This is a genomic window from Azospirillum brasilense (assembly GCF_001315015.1).
In the GTDB taxonomy this organism is placed as follows: Bacteria; Pseudomonadota; Alphaproteobacteria; order Azospirillales; family Azospirillaceae; genus Azospirillum; species Azospirillum brasilense.
The window spans coordinates 150001-168823 of sequence record NZ_CP012916.1 but is presented as its reverse complement, the minus strand read 5'-3'; the positions used below and the strand labels follow the sequence as shown (position 1 = coordinate 168823).

At 68.4% G+C, this 18823-nt stretch carries 1 protein-coding gene, 1 tRNA gene, 2 rRNA genes and 1 pseudogene (1 of these 5 cut by a window edge); 1 reads left to right on the top strand and 4 read right to left on the bottom strand.

Annotated elements, in window-relative coordinates; all coding sequences use genetic code 11:
* Positions 1-96: 96 nt before the first annotated feature.
* Positions 97-15963 carry an Ig-like domain-containing protein gene (locus AMK58_RS22275; RefSeq protein WP_137165234.1) on the bottom strand — a complete coding sequence of 5289 codons (15867 nt, stop codon included), beginning with the start codon at positions 15961-15963 and terminating at the stop codon, positions 97-99.
* Positions 15964-16432: 469 nt separating this feature from the next.
* Between AMK58_RS22275 and AMK58_RS29915 the strand changes: the two are divergent.
* A pseudogene (locus tag AMK58_RS29915) lies at positions 16433-16818 on the top strand (transposase); the annotation flags it as partial.
* Between the two features lie 544 nt (positions 16819-17362).
* Here AMK58_RS29915 and AMK58_RS22265 read toward each other — a convergent pair.
* The 3 genes from AMK58_RS22265 to AMK58_RS22255 form a co-directional block, all read right to left on the bottom strand.
* A tRNA-Met gene (locus AMK58_RS22265) sits at positions 17363-17439 on the bottom strand.
* 100 nt (positions 17440-17539) lie between these two features.
* A 5S ribosomal RNA gene (gene rrf / locus AMK58_RS22260) occupies positions 17540-17655 on the bottom strand.
* 135 nt (positions 17656-17790) lie between these two features.
* Positions 17791-18823, bottom strand: a 23S ribosomal RNA gene (locus tag AMK58_RS22255) (it continues 1714 nt past the right edge of the window).

Sequence of the window (18823 nt, the reverse complement as noted above, 5' to 3'; positions counted from 1 at the left end):
GCCTCAGCACACACGCAGCCATACCCGACGATAGCACTGTCGTTTCCGCGGCCAACGGCGCGGAAGGGGGGGACGCGCGGCAGCCCCCCTCCCCTGTCAGGTGAACCAGCGGGCGGCATCGCCGGTCTGCCCGACGATGGTGACGCTCACCCCCGGCCGCAGATCGAGCACGGTATTGCCATTCACCACACTTGCCGATGCGATCACGCTTTTGAGATCGAGCGAGGAGTCGAAAAGCGCCAGCCGGTCGGTGCCCGCGGTGAAATCCACCACCATTGATCCGCCGGACGCCCCACCGAGGGCGAAGATGTCCGCCCCCGCACCACCCCACAGCGTGTCCGCACCGCCGTCGGCGAACAGCACGTCGTTGCCCGCCCCGCCGACCAGCACATCATCGCCGGCCCCACCGAACAGCGTGTCATTGCCATCCTCGCCGAACAGCGTGTCGTTGCCCGCCCCGCCGTCGGCCAGATCGTTGCCCGTTCCCAGCGACAGGATGTCGTTGCCGGCCTCGCCGAACACGGTGTCGTTGCCGTCCTCGCCGAACAGCGTGTCGTCCCCATCGCCACCGCTGGCGACGTCGTTGCCCAATCCCAGCGACAGGATGTCGTTGCCGTCCTCGCCGAACAGCGTGTCGTCTCCGTCGCCGCCGAAGAGGGTATCGTTGCCCGTGCCGCCGAACAGAGCATCAGTGCCGCTTTCACCGATCAGGATGTCGTTGCCGGCTCCGCCGCCCATCGTGTCGTTGCCGGCTCCGCCGCCCATCGTGTCGTTGTCGGTGCCGCCATCCATCAGGTCGTCGCCGTCGCCCCCGTGCATCAGGTCGTCACCGTCGTCGCCATGCAGCGTGTCGTTGCCGAGCGTGCTGGCCACCGTGTCGTTGCCGCCGCCGCCCGACAGGAAATCGTCGCCGGGGCCGAGGGTGATCGACTGGCTGCCGGCGTCGCCATACACCACCTGATTGCCCTCGCCACCGGTCAACGTCGCCGAACCGATGACCGCGGCGAACGACACGGTGTCGAGCTGGATGGTCAGCGGTCCCGCGACCCCGGTGGTGTCGATGACCAGAGCCGTCGGCATGGTGGAGCCCGGCATGGCGCCGGCGACCCGGACCGCCGCCCCCGGCGCATCGGGCGCGGTGAAGGCAAGTGTGCGCAGCAGCACGGACGATTGCTGCGACAGTGTGCTCAGGAAGCGGGCGCCGCCGCTGGACAGGTCGGATCGCGACGCCGAACCCGCCGTCGTGCGCGCCTCGATCGCCTGGATCAGGCCGGCCTGCACCAGGGTCGCCCCCTCACGGGCCGCCGGGCCGCTCGCCGTCACGCCCACTCCGGTCGGCAACCCGACCTGCAGCGTGGTCACCACGGCCGGCTGCCCAGTGGAGAGGTCGGTCAGCGTCTCGCGTACCAGCGGCACGTCGGCCAACCCCGGATTCGGGCTGCCGGGGTCGTCCGTGCGGCCGGCGGCGGGCGCCTGGACCACCACGGTGCTGACGGCCCGCCCGTTGGACTGCGACGCGAGAGTCTGGACCTGCGTACCGTCCACCACCGCTCCTGCCGCCTTCGCCGCGCTCGCCGTCCCGGCCGCCGAGACGTTGCCCGCCGCGTCGGTCAGCGTGACCGCCAGGGACAAGGCGCCGTCGGGCAGGCCGGACACGTCGATCCCACCAACCGTGCCCCCCGCTCCGGTGAGCGTTCCGGTCCCCGTCAACGGACCGCCTCCGCCCGAGGAGAACAGCGTCCAGCGGAAGGTCGCCCCGGCTTCGCCGCCGGAGAGGACGAAGCCGACGCTGCTCTGTTTGGCTTGGTCGATGGACGCATCGTTGAAGGCCACCGACGGCGCCGTCGGGGCAATGGTGTCGATGGTCACCGGCAGGACACCGGACGTCGGACCAATATTGCCCGCCGCATCGGTCGCACGCGCGGTGAAGGCGTGGGTACCGTCCGAGAGCGGCGTCGCGCTGAGATCAGCGACCCAGGTGCCTTGCGCGTCGGCGGTGACCGTCGCCACCTCCGTCCCGCCGTCGGACAGGACGACCCGGCTGTCGGCTTCGGCCGTGCCGCGGACGAAAAGCCGATTGCGGTTGGTGTTGGCGACCGTCACCGGCAGCGTGCCGGCGGAGTCGGTGCTCACCGCGGTGATCGTCGGGCTGCCCGGCGGGGTGACGTCCACCATCGGCAGCGTCAGCGTGCCGGTGGCCGGCGTGGTGAGACCGTCGCTGACCGTCACCGCGACCGTCGCTGTGGCAGCGATGCCGCCGGTGATCCGCAGCGCTGCCAGCGTCGCGTTCACGTCGGCGACCGACCCGCTGATCGTCAGCGTTCCATCGCCCGCCGTCGCCACGCTCGCCTGCCCCGCCGCCGCGGCGCCCAGGATCGCCTGGGACGGCGTCAGGGTCACCGTGACCGCCGGACTGTCCGGATCGGCGACCTGGATGCCCGTCAGCGCCGTGGCGAGGCCCTGATCGAGAGTGATCGGCTGCGGCAGGGTGAGCGTCGGGGCGACCAGGGTCGCCGGGTCGGCGATGGTCACAGCGATGGATGTCTCGGCGTCGGTTGTCAGCGTGCCGAGGTCGCTGGTCGTCACCCGAATCGTGCCGGAGGTCTGGCCCGCCGCTCCGGTGAAGGTCAGGGTGGCCAGCGTCGCTGTGATGTCGGCTTGGGTGCCGAGCAGGCGCCAGACGTCCGCGGACGGCTGGGTCAGGGTCACCCCGCCCTGCGCCGTCAGGGCCAGCGCGCCGTTGGTCGGGGTCAGCGTGACCTGCAGTGTCGGGCTGTCATAGTCGCTGACCGACAGGCCGGTCACTGCCGTCGCCACGCCGGAAATCACCGACAGGGCGGTGGGCGCCGTGTGCTCGGGCGAGGACAGCACGCCGATGACCAGCAGGCTGTCGGCGTCGGGGGTCAGCGGCTGGTCGTCGGAGGATTCGAACCGGATCGACGCGCTGGTGACATTGCGCGATGCGGTGAATTCAAGCTGCTGCAGCGTGCGGTTCACGTCCTCCAGCGAACCGGTGAGCCGGACCTTGCCGTTGCCGAGGTCGCTGGTCGTGGCCGAACCGTAGAGCGGCAGGGTGAGGGCGCCGTTGGTCGGCGTCAGCACGACGGTCATGGTGCCGCCGTCGATGTCCGTGATCTCCAGCCCCAGCACCTCGGTCGAGCGGCCGGCGACCAGGGTCGGACTGCTCGGCAGCACGTTGGCCGGCGCCGACTGGATGGCGATGGCCAGCGTGCCCGAGGCGTCCGGCGTCGAGGGATCGCCGTCGGCCACCGTCACCGCGATGCTGCCCGCCGTCTGTCCGCCGGAGCCGGTGAAGACCAGCGAGGCCAGCGTCGTGTTGACGTCGGCCACGCTGCCGCTGACCGTCACCGTCCCGCCGCCGTCCGTGCTGACCGCGGCGGGACCGGCGAGGCCGAGGCTGCCATTGCCGGGCGTCAGGGTCACCGTCACCGTAGCGCTGTCGCCGTCCATCACCGATAGCCCGGCGATGGCCGTGGCCGTCCCCACCACCACCGTCCGTGTGGCGGGCAGGGTCAACTGCGGATCGATCGGGTCCTCGTTGCGGATGATCCCCGATGCCGACGCCGTTTCGATCGCCGTCGCCGTGACCGACGGGTTGGACAGGGTGACGGTGAAGGTCTCGTCCGGCTCGATGTCCGTGTCGCCCGACACCAGGATGGTGATGGTCTTCGTCGCCTCGCCGTCGGCGAAGGAGACGGTGCCCGACGGCATGGTCCCGCCGAAGTCGGCGGCGTCGGGCGTGGCGCCCGCCGTTCCAGAACCGGCCGCGACCGCCCAAGCCACCGTCAGGGAGCCGCTCGTGTTGCCGGCGCGGGTGACGGTGAAGGTGAAGGCGGTGGTGCCGCTGTTTCCCTCGCGCCTGTCGGCGTCGGTCGCCGCGATGGCGAGGCGCGACGGCACGACGACGGCGACCTGGGCCGCGCTGATCTGCTGCTGGAGGTTGGTGCCGGTGAAGGCGGTGACGGCGCCCGACACGTCGCCCACGGTGGTGCCGCTGCGCAGTTCGTCCGCCGCCGTGCCCTGCGCCACGACCTGAGCCTGGGCCATCTGGGTCAGCCCGTCGATGCCGCCGCTGTTGGTCGTGCCGGCGGTGATCACCGCGCCGTTCGACGCGGCGATGACGTTGGCCGCACCGTTCGTCACCGCAGCCAGCTTCGCGCTGTCCACGGCCCCGATCCGCGCCCCGGCGGCGGCCAGGATGGCGGCCAGGACCGCCGGATCGGCAAGGTCGATCGTACCGCCGGCCGGGAAGGCCTTGACGGCGTCGGCGATGGCGCTCACCAGCGCCCGCCCGATCACACCGCTGGCCCGCGGCGTGCCGATCACCACCCCGGCGAGCACGGCGCTGCCCTGGACGATCACGTTGGCGACGCTGGCGGCGGCGGCCTGGGTCTTCAGCGCGGTGGCGATGGCCGCGGCGTCCGCTCCGGTCGTGGTCACCGCCACGATGGGGTCGTAGCTGAGCAGGTCGAGGCCGGCGTCGAGGCCGAGCTTGCTTTTCAGTTCGGTCGCCGCCGCGGCGATCGCGATCTCCGTTCCGGCGAGCCCCGCCATGCCCATGACGATGGTGGTCAACGGCGTGATTACGGACGCCGAGCCCGGCGCCTCGTAAACGCCGGTGAAGGGCAGATTGGTCGAGATATCGGTGCCGCCGATCATGACGATGGGGCCGGAACCGCCCGAAATCGACCAGCTCCCCACCGCGTTGGTGGTTCCGAACGCCTCGCCCTCGTCAAGCTGACCGTTGGCGTTGGCATCGGCGAATACCGTGGCACCGGCGATATAGCCGTCGATGGCGTGGCCGCCGCGGACATTGACCAGCACATGGCTGGTGACCGGAGCCGCGCTTCCGAAACCGAGGCTGGTGACGGCGTTGCCAGCGCTGTCGAGGATCTGCGCACCGTTCAGGTCGATGGAACCAGCGACGGCGATGCCGTCGTTGTCCAGATCGCCCGCGCCGACGGCGTAGCGGAACACCAGCTTGCCGGACTCCACGCGCAGGAGGGTAGCGTAGCGGGTCTGGGTCCCGATGGTCAGCTTAAGCCGCGGCGTGCCAGTGCCGGAGACACCGACCGTGTCGCTGAAAGCGACGGTGAAGTCCAACGTATCGCCACGCGCCGCCAGATAGCGGCCGGCGGCCGGGCCGGTCACCGCGGTGACGGTGGCGGCGCGGTCGTCGTTGAGGATGGTACCGGTCGCCGTCGCGTTCTCCACCGTGATCTTGGCGTCGGCCACCGTGGTCGAGGGGGAAAAGAGCAAGACCCGGAACTGCTCGTTGCCCTCGACCTGCCGGTCGCCGCTGATCGGGATGGTGATGGTCTTGCTGGTCTCGCCGGCGGCGAAGGTGACGGTGCCACTGGGAAGCGTGCCGCCGAAGTCGGTCGCGTCGGCGAGGCTGCCGCTCAGGCCGGTCGTGTCGACCTGCCATTTGACCGTGGTGGCGCCCGAGCTGTCGCCGCGCCGGGTGATCGTGTAGGTCAGGCTGGTGGACCCGCTGTTGCTCTCGGCGATCGACAGGCTGGACGGGGTGAGGCTCAGCCATTGCACCGGCGTCAGGCTGATCGTCACCGCACGGCCGACCAGGTTGGTCCCGTCGGACACGGCGTAGCTGAAGGACCCCGCCGCCCCGGTGGCGCCGAAGGGCGGCGTGTAGATCACCGCGGCGAGCTGGTCCGGCGTCAGCGTGTCGCCGATGCTGAGCGCCGTGCCGTCGTAGCGCTGGAGCGTTCCGACCGTCGGCAGGCCGGTGACTGTGATGGTCAGCGGGTCGCCTTCCGGATCGACCGGCTTGTCGATCGACAGGCCGACGCGGCTGGAGTTCTGGTCGATGGCGACGTGCTTGGCCTCCTGCACCGCCGGGGCGGTGTTGACTCCCCGCACGGTGATGGTCAGCGTTGCGGTGGAGGTCGCGCCTGCCTGGTCAGCGACGGTGTAGCTGACCGTCTCCTGCCGGGTCTGGCCGAACAGCAGCGTGCCGTAGCCGCCCGCCGGGTCGAAGCTGTAGCCGCCGTCGGCGTTCAGGATCAGCCGGCCGCCACCGGCCAGCGTGATGGCCCGTCCGACGTTGGCGGCGTCGCCGTTCACCGCGCTGACGACCAAACGGTCGCCGACGTCTGGGTCCGTATCGTTGGCGAGCACGCCGCTCGCCGCAACCACCGTGACCGGGGTGAGCCGGTCGGTGTCGCCCGCATCGTTCGCCGCGACCGGCGCGTCGTTGACGTTGGCGACCTGGATGGTCAGCAGGTCCGAAACCGTCACGCCGGAGGTGTCGGTCGCGGTGACGCGCACCGTACGGGTGCCGACGTCGGCGTTGCCCGGCGTGCCGGACAGACGCCCGGTGGCCGAATCGAAGCTGAGCCAGCCGGGGAGCGCCGAGCCGTCGCCGCTGGTCGCGCTGAAGGTCAGGCTGTCGCTGGCGTCGGCGTCGGTGAAGGCCCCCGCCGGGACGGTGAAGGAAAAGGACTGCCCCTGGTCCACGCTGCGGGTCCCGAGCGCGTGGGCCAGCACCGGGGCGTCGTTGACCGACAGGACGTTGACACTGGTCGTGCTGTTCGTCGCCGATGCGCCGTCCGCGTCGGTGACCGTCACGGTGAAGACCGTGGTCTCCTGGAAGCCGGGAGCCGCCCGGTTGGCCACCGGCTGGAAGTCGAGCAGCCGCAGGGCGGCTTGGGCCACCGCCGCGGAGTTGGCGGTCAGGGCGTAGGTGCCGGCGGCCGACTTGGCAAAGCCGCTGGCGGAAAGGCTGGCTGCGGTGAAGGCGCCGGTGGCGTCGCCAACCGTGCCGCCCGAATTGCGGACCGTCACCACGACCGTCTGGGCTTGGGCGGTCTGGTTGTCGGAGACGGTCATGGTGGTGAAGGGCTGGCGGCTGGCGGTGTCGTCGACCGCTTGGCCGGCCACGGCACCGCCGATGAGGGGAGCCGTGTTGCCGGGTGGGCTCCGGGTGTCGATGGTGTAGCCGGCCGAGGCCGTCGGCAGCGGCGTGTTTCCGGCAATGTCGCTCCAACTCGTAGCGATGGTGATCCGACTGTCGGAGGCAACCGTTTCCACACTAGGCGTCAGCGTCGCGGTGTAAACCAATCCGTCGCTTCCGAGGAGAATGGACAGGTTGGACAGCGTCCCATTCTGCACGCTGACGGCCGAGAGGGAAAAACCGACCGGAGCTTCGCTGAAAGTAAAGGTGACGGTCGCCGTCTCCCCTACCCCGAGCGTTGTCTTGTCCAGCGCAATGGCGACGGACGGCGCCCCGGTGTCGATGGTCACGGTCAACGCAGACGAGACGGACGAGGTGTTGCCCGCCGCGTCGGTCACCGTGGCGCTCAGCGTGTGCGCACCGTCGCTCAGCGAGGCCGCGGTGATGCTCCACGCGCCCGCCGCCGCCGCGGTCACCGTGCCCAGGGCCGTCGCGCCCTCGTACAGAACCACCACGCCGGCCTCGCCCACCGTCCCGGTGATCACCGGAGCCGTCACGTTGGTCAGCGTGTCCGAGGTCGAGCCACTGTTCGATGCCGCTGCCAGTGCCAAGGCGGTCGGAGTGCTTGCCCCGGTGTCGATGGTGACGGTGAGCGCGGTCGATGCGGACGAGGTGTTGCCCGCCGCGTCGGTCACCGTGGCGCTCAGCGTGTGCGCACCGTCGCTCAGCGAGGCCGCGGTGATGCTCCAGGCACCGGCCGCCGCAGCGGTCACCGTGCCCAGGGCCGTCGCGCCCTCGTACAGAACCACCACGCCGGCCTCGGTGACGCTGCCCGTGATCACCGGAGCCGTCACGTTGGTCAGCGTGTCCGCGGTCGAGCCGCTGTTCGATGCCGCTGCCAGTGCCAAGGCGGTCGGAGTGCTTGCCCCGGTGTCGATGGTGACGGTGAGCGCGGTCGAGGCGGACGAGGTGTTGCCCGCCGCGTCGGTCACCGTGGCGCTCAGCGTGTGCACACCGTTGCTCAGCGAGGCCGCGGTGATGCTCCAGGCACCGGCCGCCGCAGCGGTCACTGTGCCCAGGGCCGTCGCGCCCTCGTACAGCACGATCACACCAGCCTCAGCCACCGTCCCGCTGATCACCGGAGCCGTCACGTTGGTCAGCGTGTCAGCCGTCGAACCGCTGTTGGAACCCGCGGTGAGCGCCAGCCCGCTTGGTGCATTAACCCCGGTGTCGATGGTCACGGTCAACGCAGACGAGACGGAGGAGGTGTTGCCCGCCGCGTCGGTCACCGTGGCGCTCAGCGTGTGCGCACCGTTGCTCAGCGAGGCCGCGGTGATGCTCCAGGCACCGGCCGCCGCAGCGGTCACCGTGCCCAGGGCCGTCGCGCCCTCGTACAGAACCACCACGCCGGCCTCGGTGACGCTGCCCGTGATCACCGGAGCCGTCACGTTGGTCAGCGTGTCAGCCGTCGAACCGCTGTTCGATGCCGCTGCCAGTGCCAAGGCGGTCGGAGTGCTTGCCCCGGTGTCGATGGTGACGGTGAGCGCGGTCGAGGCGGAGGACGTGTTGCCCGCCGCATCGGTCACCGTGGCGCTCAGCGTGTGCACACCGTTGCTCAGCGAGGCCGCGGTGATGCTCCAGGCACCGGCCGCCGCAGCGGTCACTGTGCCCAGGGCCGTCGCGCCCTCGTACAGCACCACCACGCCGGCCTCAGCAACGCTGCCGGTGATCACCGGAGCCGACACGTTGGTCAGCGTGTCCGCGGTCGAGCCGCTGTTCGAAGAGGCCGCCAGAGCAAGGCTCGTCGGAGCGGAGGCCCCGGTGTCGATGGTGACGGTGAGCGCGGTCGATGCGGAGGACGTGTTGCCCGCCGCGTCGGTCACCGTGGCGCTCAGCGTGTGCACACCGTTGCTCAGCGAGGCCGCGGTGATGCTCCAGGCACCGGCCGCCGCAGCGGTCACTGTGCCCAGGGCCGTCGCGCCCTCGTACAGCACCACCACGCCGGCCTCGCCCACCGTCCCGGTGATCACCGGAGCCGTCACGTTGGTCAGCGTGTCCGCGGTCGAGCCGCTGTTCGATGCCGCAGCCAGGGCCAAGGCGGTCGGAGTGCTTGCCCCGGTGTCGATGGTGACGGTGAGCGCGGTCGATGCGGAGGAGGTGTTGCCCGCCGCGTCGGTCACCGTGGCGCTCAGCGTGTGCACACCGTTGCTCAGCGAGGCCGCGGTGATGCTCCACGCGCCCGCCGCCGCCGCGGTCACCGTGCCCAAGGCCGTCGCGCCCTCGTACAGCACCACCACGCCGGCCTCGCCCACCGTCCCGGTGATCACCGGAGCCGTCACGTTGGTCAGCGTGTCCGCGGTCGAGCCGCTGTTCGATGCCGCAGCCAGGGCCAAGGCGGTCGGAGTGCTTGCCCCGGTGTCGATGGTGACGGTCAGGGCGGTCGATGCGGAGGACGTGTTGCCCGCCGCGTCGGTCACCGTGGCGCTCAGCGTGTGCACACCGTTGCTCAGCGAGGCCGCGGTGATGCTCCACGCGCCCGCCGCCGCCGCGGTCACCGTGCCCAGGGCCGTTGCGCCCTCGTACAGCACCACCACGCCGGCCTCAGCAACGCTGCCGGTGATCACCGGAGCCGTCACGTTGGTCAGCGTGTCCGCGGTCGAGCCGCTGTTCGAGCCTGCCGCCAATGCGATGCCCGTCGGGGCAGAGGCGCTGGTGTCGATGGTGACGGTCAGGGCGGTGGAAGCGGAGGAGGTGTTGCCCGCCGCGTCGGTCACCGTGGCGCTCAGCGTGTGCGCACCGTCGCTCAGCGAGGCCGCGGTGATGCTCCACGCACCGGCCGCCGCCGCGGTCACCGTGCCCAGGGCAGTCGCGCCCTCGTACAGCACCACCACGCCGGCCTCGCCCACCGTCCCGGTGATCACCGGAGCCGTCACGTTGGTCAGCGTGTCCGCGGTCGAACCGCTGTTGGAACCCCCGGTGAGCGCCAGCCCGCTCGGTGCATTAGCGCCGGTGTCGATGGTGACGGTCAGGGCGGTGGATGCGGAGGACGTGTTGCCCGCCGCGTCGGTCACCGTGGCGCTCAGCGTGTGCGCACCGTCGCTCAGCGAGGCCGCGGTGATGCTCCAGGCACCGGCCGCCGCAGCGGTCACCGTGCCCAAGGCCGTCGCGCCCTCGTACAGAACCACAACGCCAGCCTCGGTGACGCTGCCCGTGATCACCGGAGCCGTCACGTTGGTCAGCGTGTCCGAGGTCGAGCCACTGTTCGATGCCGCTGCCAGTGCCAAGGCGGTCGGAGTGCTTGCCCCGGTGTCGATGGTGACGGTGAGCGCGGTCGATGCGGAGGACGTGTTGCCCGCCGCGTCGGTCACCGTGGCGCTCAGCGTGTGCGCACCGTTGCTCAGCGAGGCCGCGGTGATGCTCCAGGCACCGGCCGCCGCAGCGGTCACCGTGCCCAAGGCCGTCGCGCCCTCGTACAGAACCACAACGCCAGCCTCGGTGACGCTGCCCGTGATCACCGGAGCCGTCACGTTGGTCAGCGTGTCCGAGGTCGAGCCGCTGTTCGAAGAGGCCGCCAGAGCAAGGCTTGTCGGAGCGGAGGCCCCGGTGTCGATGGTGACGGTGAGCGCGGTCGATGCGGACGAGGTGTTGCCCGCCGCGTCGCTCACCGTGGCGCTCAGCGTGTGCGCACCGTCGCTCAGCGAGGGCGCAGTGATGCTCCACGCGCCCGCCGCCGCCGCGGTCACCGTGCCCAGGGCCGTCGCGCCCTCGTACAGCACCACCACGCCGGCCTCGCCCACCGTCCCGGTGATCACCGGAGCCGTCACGTTGGTCAGCGTGTCCGAGGTCGAGCCGCTGTTCGATGCCGCTGCCAGTGCCAAGGCGGTCGGAGTGCTTGCCCCGGTGTCGATGGTGACGGTGAGCGCGGTCGATGCGGACGAGGTGTTGCCCGCCGCGTCGGTCACCGTGGCGCTCAGCGTGTGCGCACCGTCGCTCAGCGAGGCCGCGGTGATGCTCCAGGCACCGGCCGCCGCCGCGGTCACCGTGCCCAGGGCCGTCGCGCCCTCGTACAGAACCACAACGCCAGCCTCGGTGACGCTGCCCGTGATCACCGGAGCCGTCACGTTGGTCAGCGTATCCGCGGTCGAGCCGCTGTTCGAAGAGGCCGCCAGAGCAAGGCTCGTCGGAGCGGAGGCCCCGGTGTCGATGGTGACGGTGAGCGCGGTCGATGCGGAGGACGTGTTGCCCGCCGCGTCGGTCACCGTGGCGCTCAGCGTGTGCGCACCGTCGCTCAGCGAGGCCGCGGTGATGCTCCACGCGCCCGCCGCCGCAGCGGTCACCGTGCCCAGGGCCGTCGCGCCCTCGTACAGAACCACAACGCCAGCCTCGGCCACCGTCCCGGCGATCACCGGAGCCGTCACATTGGTCAGCGTGTCAGCCATCGAACCGCTGTTCGAGCCTGCCGCCAAGGCGATGCCCGTCGGGGCAGAGGCGCTGGTGTCGATGGTCACGGTCAGGGCGGTCGATGCGGAGGAGGTGTTGCCCGCCGCGTCGGTCACCGTGGCGCTCAGCGTGTGCACACCGTTGCTCAGCGAGGCCGCGGTGATGCTCCACGCGCCCGCCGCCGCCGCGGTCACCGTGCCCAGGGCCGTCGCGCCCTCGTACAGCACCACAACGCCAGCCTCGGTGACGCTGCCCGTGATCACCGGAGCCGACACGTTGGTCAGCGTGTCCGCGGTCGAACCGCTGTTGGAACCCCCGGTGAGCGCCAGCCCGCTCGGTGCATTAGCGCCGGTGTCGATGGTCACGGTCAGGGCGGTCGATGCGGAGGAGGTGTTGCCCGCCGCGTCGGTCACCGTGGCGCTCAGCGTGTGCACACCGTCGCTCAGCGAAGCCGCCGTGATGCTCCAGGCACCGGCCGCCGCAGCGGTCACCGTGCCCAAGGCCGTCGCGCCCTCGTACAGCACCACAACGCCAGCCTCGGTGACGCTGCCGGTGATCACCGGAGCCGACACGTTGGTCAGCGTGTCCGCGGTCAAGCCGCTGTTCGATGCCGCTGCCAGTGCCAAGGCGGTCGGAGTGCTTGCCCCGGTGTCGATGGTGACGGTGAGCGCGGTCGAGGTAGAGGACGTGTTGCCCGCCGCGTCGGTCACCGTGGCGCTCAGCGTGTGCACACCGTCGCTCAGCGAGGCCGCGGTGATGCTCCACGCGCCCGCCGCCGCGGTCACTGTGCCCAGGGCCGTCGCGCCCTCGTACAGCACCACCACGCCGGCCTCAGCAACGCTGCCGGTGATCACCGGGGCCGTCACGTTGGTCAGCGTGTCCGCGGTCGAACCGCTGTTGGAACCCCCGGTGAGCGCCAGTCCGGTCGGCGACGAAGCGCCGGTGTCGATGGTGACGGTCAGGGCGGTGGAGGCGGACGAGGTGTTGCCCGCCGCGTCGGTCACCGTGGCGCTCAGCGTGTGCACACCGTCGCTCAGCGAGGCCGCGATGATGCTCCACGCGCCCGCCGCCGCCGCGGTCACCGTGCCCAGGGCCGTCGCGCCCTCGTACAGCACCACCACGCCGGCCTCGCCCACCGTCCCGGTGATCACCGGAGCCGTCACGTTGGTCAGCGTGTCCGCGGTCGAGCCGCTGTTCGAAGAGGTCGCCAGAGCAAGGCTCGTCGGAGCGGAGGCCCCGGTGTCGATGGTCACCAGGAGGGGACCCGACTCTCCGCTCTCGACGCCGGACACGGTCACCTTGGCCGTCAACGTCCAATCCCCGTCGGCAAGCGTCGTGCCGGGAACCATGGACCAAGTGCCGGAGCCGTTGACCGTCCCCGTCCCAATCTCGACGCCGTTTCCGTACAGATGCAAGACGCTGCCAGCGTCGGCGGTCCCCGTCAGTGTGGGCTGCGACGCATTCGTCACCGCGTCGCCAATCACGCCGCTGTCCGACGCCGGGCTGAGCGCCGGGGTGGAGGGACTGGTCGGCAGGACGATCAGCGTGTCGACGCCGTTGAGCGTCAACGTCTGGAACGGGGTGTAGACGGTCTCAACGCCGGAAACGAAGAGCGTTCCCTGGTTGCCGAAGGGAGAGAAGGTCACCACGTCGGTGCCGGAGCCGCCGATCAGCGTCTCCACCTCAGACACCCTGAGCGTGTTGCCGGTGCTGTCACCAAGCGTCACCACGTCGGTGCCAGCGCTGCCGGCCAGCGTTTCGATACTGCTCACCAGCAACGTGTTGCCGCCGCCGCCCAGCGTCACCACGTCGGTGCCGATGCCGCCGGCCAGCGTTTCGATACCACCCAACAGCAGCGTGTTGCCGGCGCTGCCCAGTTCCACCATGTCGGTGCCGAGTCCGCCGGTCACCGTCTCGACACCGTCCACCAGCAGCGTGACGCCAGCGCTGCCCAGCGTCACTACGTCAGTGCCGGAATTGCCGATCAGCGTTTCCAATCGCCACACCGTGAGCGTGTTGCCCGCGCTGTCGCCGAGCGTCACGATGTCGAGGCCGGAGCCGCCGTTGATCGTCTCGACGCCGTTCACCGTCATCACGTTGCTGCCGGTGCCGAGCGTCAGCACGTCGGTGCCGGAACCGCCGGTCAGCGTCTCCAGCAGCCGGACCAGCAGCGTGTTGCCGCCGCTGCCCAGCGTCACGACGTCGTTGCCGGAACCGCCCAACAGCGTCTCGATCCGCGACACCTCGATGGTGTTGCCGCCGCTGCCCAGCGTCACGATGTCGATCGCGCTTCCGCCGGTCAGTGTCTCGACGCCGGTCACCAATGTGGTGCTGCCGAAGGTCCCGCCAAACGTCACCACGTCGGTTCCGGCGCCGCCGAACACCGTCTCCAGCCGCGACGCCGTCAGCGTGTTGCCCGCACTGTCGCCGAGCGTCACGATCTCCACGCCACTGTTGCCGCTCAGCGTCTCAATGCCGCTCACCAGAGCCGTCACGCCGCTGGCGCTGATCGTCACCACGTCGGTGCCGGAACCGCCAAACAACGTTTCCAGAGCGGACACCAGAATGGTGTTGCCAGTGCTGCCCAGCGTCACAACGTCGGTGCCGTTGGCGCCGATCAACGATTCCAGAAGGGACACCGTCAACGTGTTCCCACCGGTGAGCAGCATCACCACGTCGGTACCGGAACCGCCGGTCGCCGTCTCGATGCCGCTCACCCTTAGCGTGTTTCCGCCGGTGCCAAGCGTCACGGCGTCGGACCCGGAACCGCCGGTCAGCGTCTCAATGAGCCGGACCGTCAGCGTGTTGCCGTCGCTGTCCAACCGCACCATGTCGGTGCCGGTGCCGCCCACCAGCGATTCGACGCCGGTCACCCACACCGTGTTGCCGCCGCTGCCAAACGTCACGATGTCAGTGCCGGAGCCGCCGAACAGCGTCTCCACGAGCCGGACCGTCAGCGTGTTGCCATTACCGTCTAGCGTCACCGCGTCGGCACCGGAACTGCCCACCAGCGATTCGACGCCGGTCACCCACACCGTGTTGCCGCCGCTGCCCAGCGTCACGATGTCGGTGCCGGTGCCGCCGATGAGGCTCTCCAGCAACCGGACCGTCAACGTGTTGCCGCCGCTGCCCAGCGTCACGATGTCGGTGCCGGTGCCGCCGATGAGGCTTTCCAGCAACCGGACCGTCAACGTGTTGCCGCCGCTGCCCAGCGTCACCAAATCGACGCCGACGGCGCCGGTCAGCGTTTCGATGCCCACCGCCAGCAGCGTGTTGCCGCCGCTGGCAAACGTCACCACGTCGGTGCCGATGCCGCCGGTCAGCGTCTCCAGCCGGAACACCGTAAGCAGGTTGCCCGCGCTGTTGCCCAGCGTCACCACGTCGGTGCCGGTGCCACCGGTCAGCGTCTCGACGCCGTCGACCTGCATCGTGTTCCCAAGGGAGCCCAGCGTCACCACGTCAGTGCCGATGCCGCCGGTCAGCGTCTCGACGCCGCCCACCAGCATCGTGTTCCCAAGGGAGCCCAGCGTCACCACGTCGGTGCCGATGCCGCCGGTCAGCGTCTCAATCCGCCTCACCAGCAGCGTGTTGCCGCCACCGCCCAGCATCACCAGGTCGGTAGCGGAGCTGCCGGTCAGCGTTTCGACCCCAGTGACGAGAAAGGTCGCCCCGATGTCGACCAGCGAAACCAGGTCGGTGCCGGCTCCGCCGGTGAGCGTGTTGATCTGCGACAGCGCGATCGTGTTTCCACCGTCGCCCAGCGCCACGATCACCGGGGCGACGTTGCGGAAATACTCCATGTCACCGCCGTCGACGCCAATCACCAGATCACGGTCGCCGTCGCCGTCGAGATCGCCCAGGGCCGGCCGCGGGTACGCTCCGGGGCCGGGATTCCCATAGGGATTCGTCGCGAACAGCGAAAAGGTCGGCGCCGCCGCCGTGCCGACGTTGACGGAGACATTGCTCTTGGTGATGAGGTCGACGAGGCCGTCGCCGTTGATGTCCGCCAGCGCCGGCGACGCGTAGCCGTCCAGGTCGCCGGCTAGGCCAAAGGGGTTGGTCGCTTCCAGCGAGAAGGTCGGCGCCTGCGTCGAGCCGTTGTTCCGGTAAAGGAGGATGTTCCCGTTCGCATTGCCGATCAGCAGGTCGAGATCGCCGTCGCAGTCCAGATCGGCGAAGCTCGGCGCTCCGTAACTACCGGCGTTCTGGATGCCGAACAGGCCTGTGCCTTCCAGCAAGAAGGTCGGCGCCTGCGCCGTCCCGTTGTTGCGGAAGAACAGGGTGGTGCCGGCGTGGTTGCCGATGAACAGATCAAGATCGCCATCGCCGTCGATGTCCGCCAGACCGGGAAGCGCGCCACCCGCACTGACGTTGATGATGCCGAACGGATTGGTGCTGTCCAGCGTGAAGGCCGGCGATAGCGTCGTTCCATTGTTCCGGAAGAAGACCGTGTTTCCGTCGGCGTTGCCGACCAAAAGATCGAGATCGCCGTCACCATCAAGGTCGACCAGCACCGGAGCAGCCTCGCTTCCGATGTCGGAAAGCCCGAAGCTGTTGGTGCCAATCATGGTGAAGGTTGGATTCGCCACGGTTTTTAGCCCTCACGTCAGGCAGCCGGCACGGATACCGGTCTTGAATGGATCAATACGTCTTCAACACCTAATTATCGGTATATACGAAGATCCCGAAACGCGTTATTGACCAAGATTATTGATAAGCACACGTATGAATCCATATGATTCCAAGAGATTATTTCTCGAGTTGAGAACACGCACGTACTGGTCGGATTAGGACGAAACGCTCGCAAAGATTGCTCTGTATAATTGATCTTAAAGCCAAAGATTTTATTTAAATAGAAAAATGGCTTCCTGTGCAAAATCAAAGATGAAAAGCAATAGTATCGCATCGGCTGAACCACCAATGCACTACAAGCTCTGAGCAGGCAGGCAATTGTCTCTCGAAGCGCTCCGTCGCTTGGGACTTTGTGAGCGGATTCTGTCCAATGACCGAAAAGTGAACATTGATCTCGTGTGACAGACGACTCTACCACCTTCGTGAATCGGCGGTCTGGACTTGGCCAAGAACGTTTTTCAAGGTCCGTGGAGTTGCCGCAGACGGAAAAATCGTGCTTCATCGGCAGTTCCGCCGGGGGAAGAGGTTCTGTAGTTCTTCCAAAGCGCGCCGCCGTGCCTGGTCGGGTTGGAAACCTGCGGCACGGTGCATCACAGGGCGCGGGAAATCGTGCCCTGGGGCATAAGGTGAAGCTGATGCCGCCCACCCATGTCGAAGCGGGGCGAGACCGACGACGCCGATGCCGAGGCCATCTGCGAAGCGCTCACTCGGCAGACCATGCGCTTCGTTGCCATCAAGACGTGGACCAGCAGGCGGCGCTGATGCTGCACAAGACCTGCGACCTGCTGGTGCGACAGCAAACGATGACCGTACCCATCCGGTGAGCCTTTCAATTACCCACAAGCTACGGCGCGATCTCCGAGCCCAAGGTAACGTCGATCAGGCGCACCATGCCCCGCCACATGACGGTGTTCCCTGGTGGAGGATCGCAGCCGCGAGCGAGATAGCCGCCGAGCTTGGCCACTTTGGTGAGATAGATGCCCAGAGTGTTGCTGCCGGGCAGGGTTGGTCAGACCGACCCCAGCTTGGTAAGCGGCCGCCGCGATGACGGTGCGGAACCGGCCACCGGATTGATAAGCTGCCGACGCTCCGGCCTTCGCGCTGGCGCCACGGGAGAGCATGCCCTGTTCGATGCGAAAGTATCCCAAGTCCGCCACGGCATCGGCACCTCCCCGCCGTCGTCGATCCGGCAACCGGCCCTGGCCGGCCCGGGAGGCGTTGCCGCCCGCCGCAACGCCTAACTGCACACTTCTTCGCGCGATGCGTTCGCGGGAGCGCCGGTTGACGTCCAGTGCGCCGAGGCGGCCCCGAAACGCCGACAGCCCGCCTCGTTGGAGGCGGGCTGTCGACTGTCGATGGTTGCGGGGGCAGGATTTGAACCTGCGACCTTCAGGTTATGAGCCTGACGAGCTACCGGGCTGCTCCACCCCGCGGGTGTTGGGCTGCTGGGAACCGGCAGTGTGGTGACGATTGTCAAGTGCGTGCGAAGCCTGCTGCATCCGCGTCCGTTTTGGTTTGGCGTGTGCCGTGGTGACCTGGCGGCGACCTACTCTCCCACGTCTTAAGACGCAGTACCATCGGCGCTGAGGCGTTTCACGGCCGAGTTCGGAATGGGATCGGGTGTTGGGAGCCTCGCCATGACCACCAGGTCACCAAGGCACACGCGAACCATCCGGACAGGGACGGCAGAGGGTTTCGTTTGAGCGAGGACGTTTGCTCTTGTTCTTTGCGGTGTTGGCTCGTGCGCCCAGGGCTTGCCGCTGCGCGCGGGCTACCGACTGGGAAGGATCAAGCCGATCGAGCGATTAGTAAGGCTCAGCTTCAGGCGTTGCCGCCCGTCCACATGCCTCCTATCGACGTGATGGTCTGTCACGGCTCTCAAGGGAGTTCTGGTTTTGAGGTGGGTTTCCCGCTTAGATGCTTTCAGCGGTTATCCCGTCCATACTTAGCTACCCGGCCATGCCACTGGCGTGACAACCGGTGCACCAGAGGTATGTCCATCCCGGTCCTCTCGTACTAGGGACAGATCCTCGCAAAACTCCGACACCCACGGCAGATAGGGACCGAACTGTCTCACGACGTTCTAAACCCAGCTCACGTACCACTTTAATCGGCGAACAGCCGAACCCTTGGGACCTGCTCCAGCCCCAGGATGTGATGAGCCGACATCGAGGTGCCAAACGACTCCGTCGATATGGACTCTTGGGAGTCATCAGCCTGTTATCCCCGGCGTACCTTTTATCCGTTGAGCGATGGCCCGTCCACGTGGAACCACCGGATCACTATGGCCGACTTTCGTCTCTGCTCGACTTGTCTGTCTTGCAGTCAGGCGGGCTTATGCCATTGCACTCGTCGAGCGATTTCCGACCGCTCTGAGCCCACCATCGCGCGCCTCCGTTACACTTTGGGAGGCGACCGCCCCAGTCAAACTACCCGCCATGCAGGGTCCCGGCTCCGGATCAACGGAGCGCGGTTAGATGCCAGAGACCTCAAGGGTGGTATTTCAAGGGTGGCTCCACCCGAGCTGGCGCCCGGGTTTCCTAGCCTCCCACCTATCCTACACATGAGATCCCTAGCACCACTGCAAAGCTGTAGTAAAGGTGCACGGGGTCTTTCCGTCTGACCGCGGGTACTCCGCATCTTCACGGAGAGTTCAATTTCGCTGAGTTGGTGTTGGAGACAGCGGGGAAGTCGTTACGCCATTCGTGCAGGTCGGAACTTACCCGACAAGGAATTTCGCTACCTTAGGACCGTTATAGTTACGGCCGCCGTTTACCGGGGCTTCAATTCGGAGCGTGAACCCCTCCTCTTAACCTT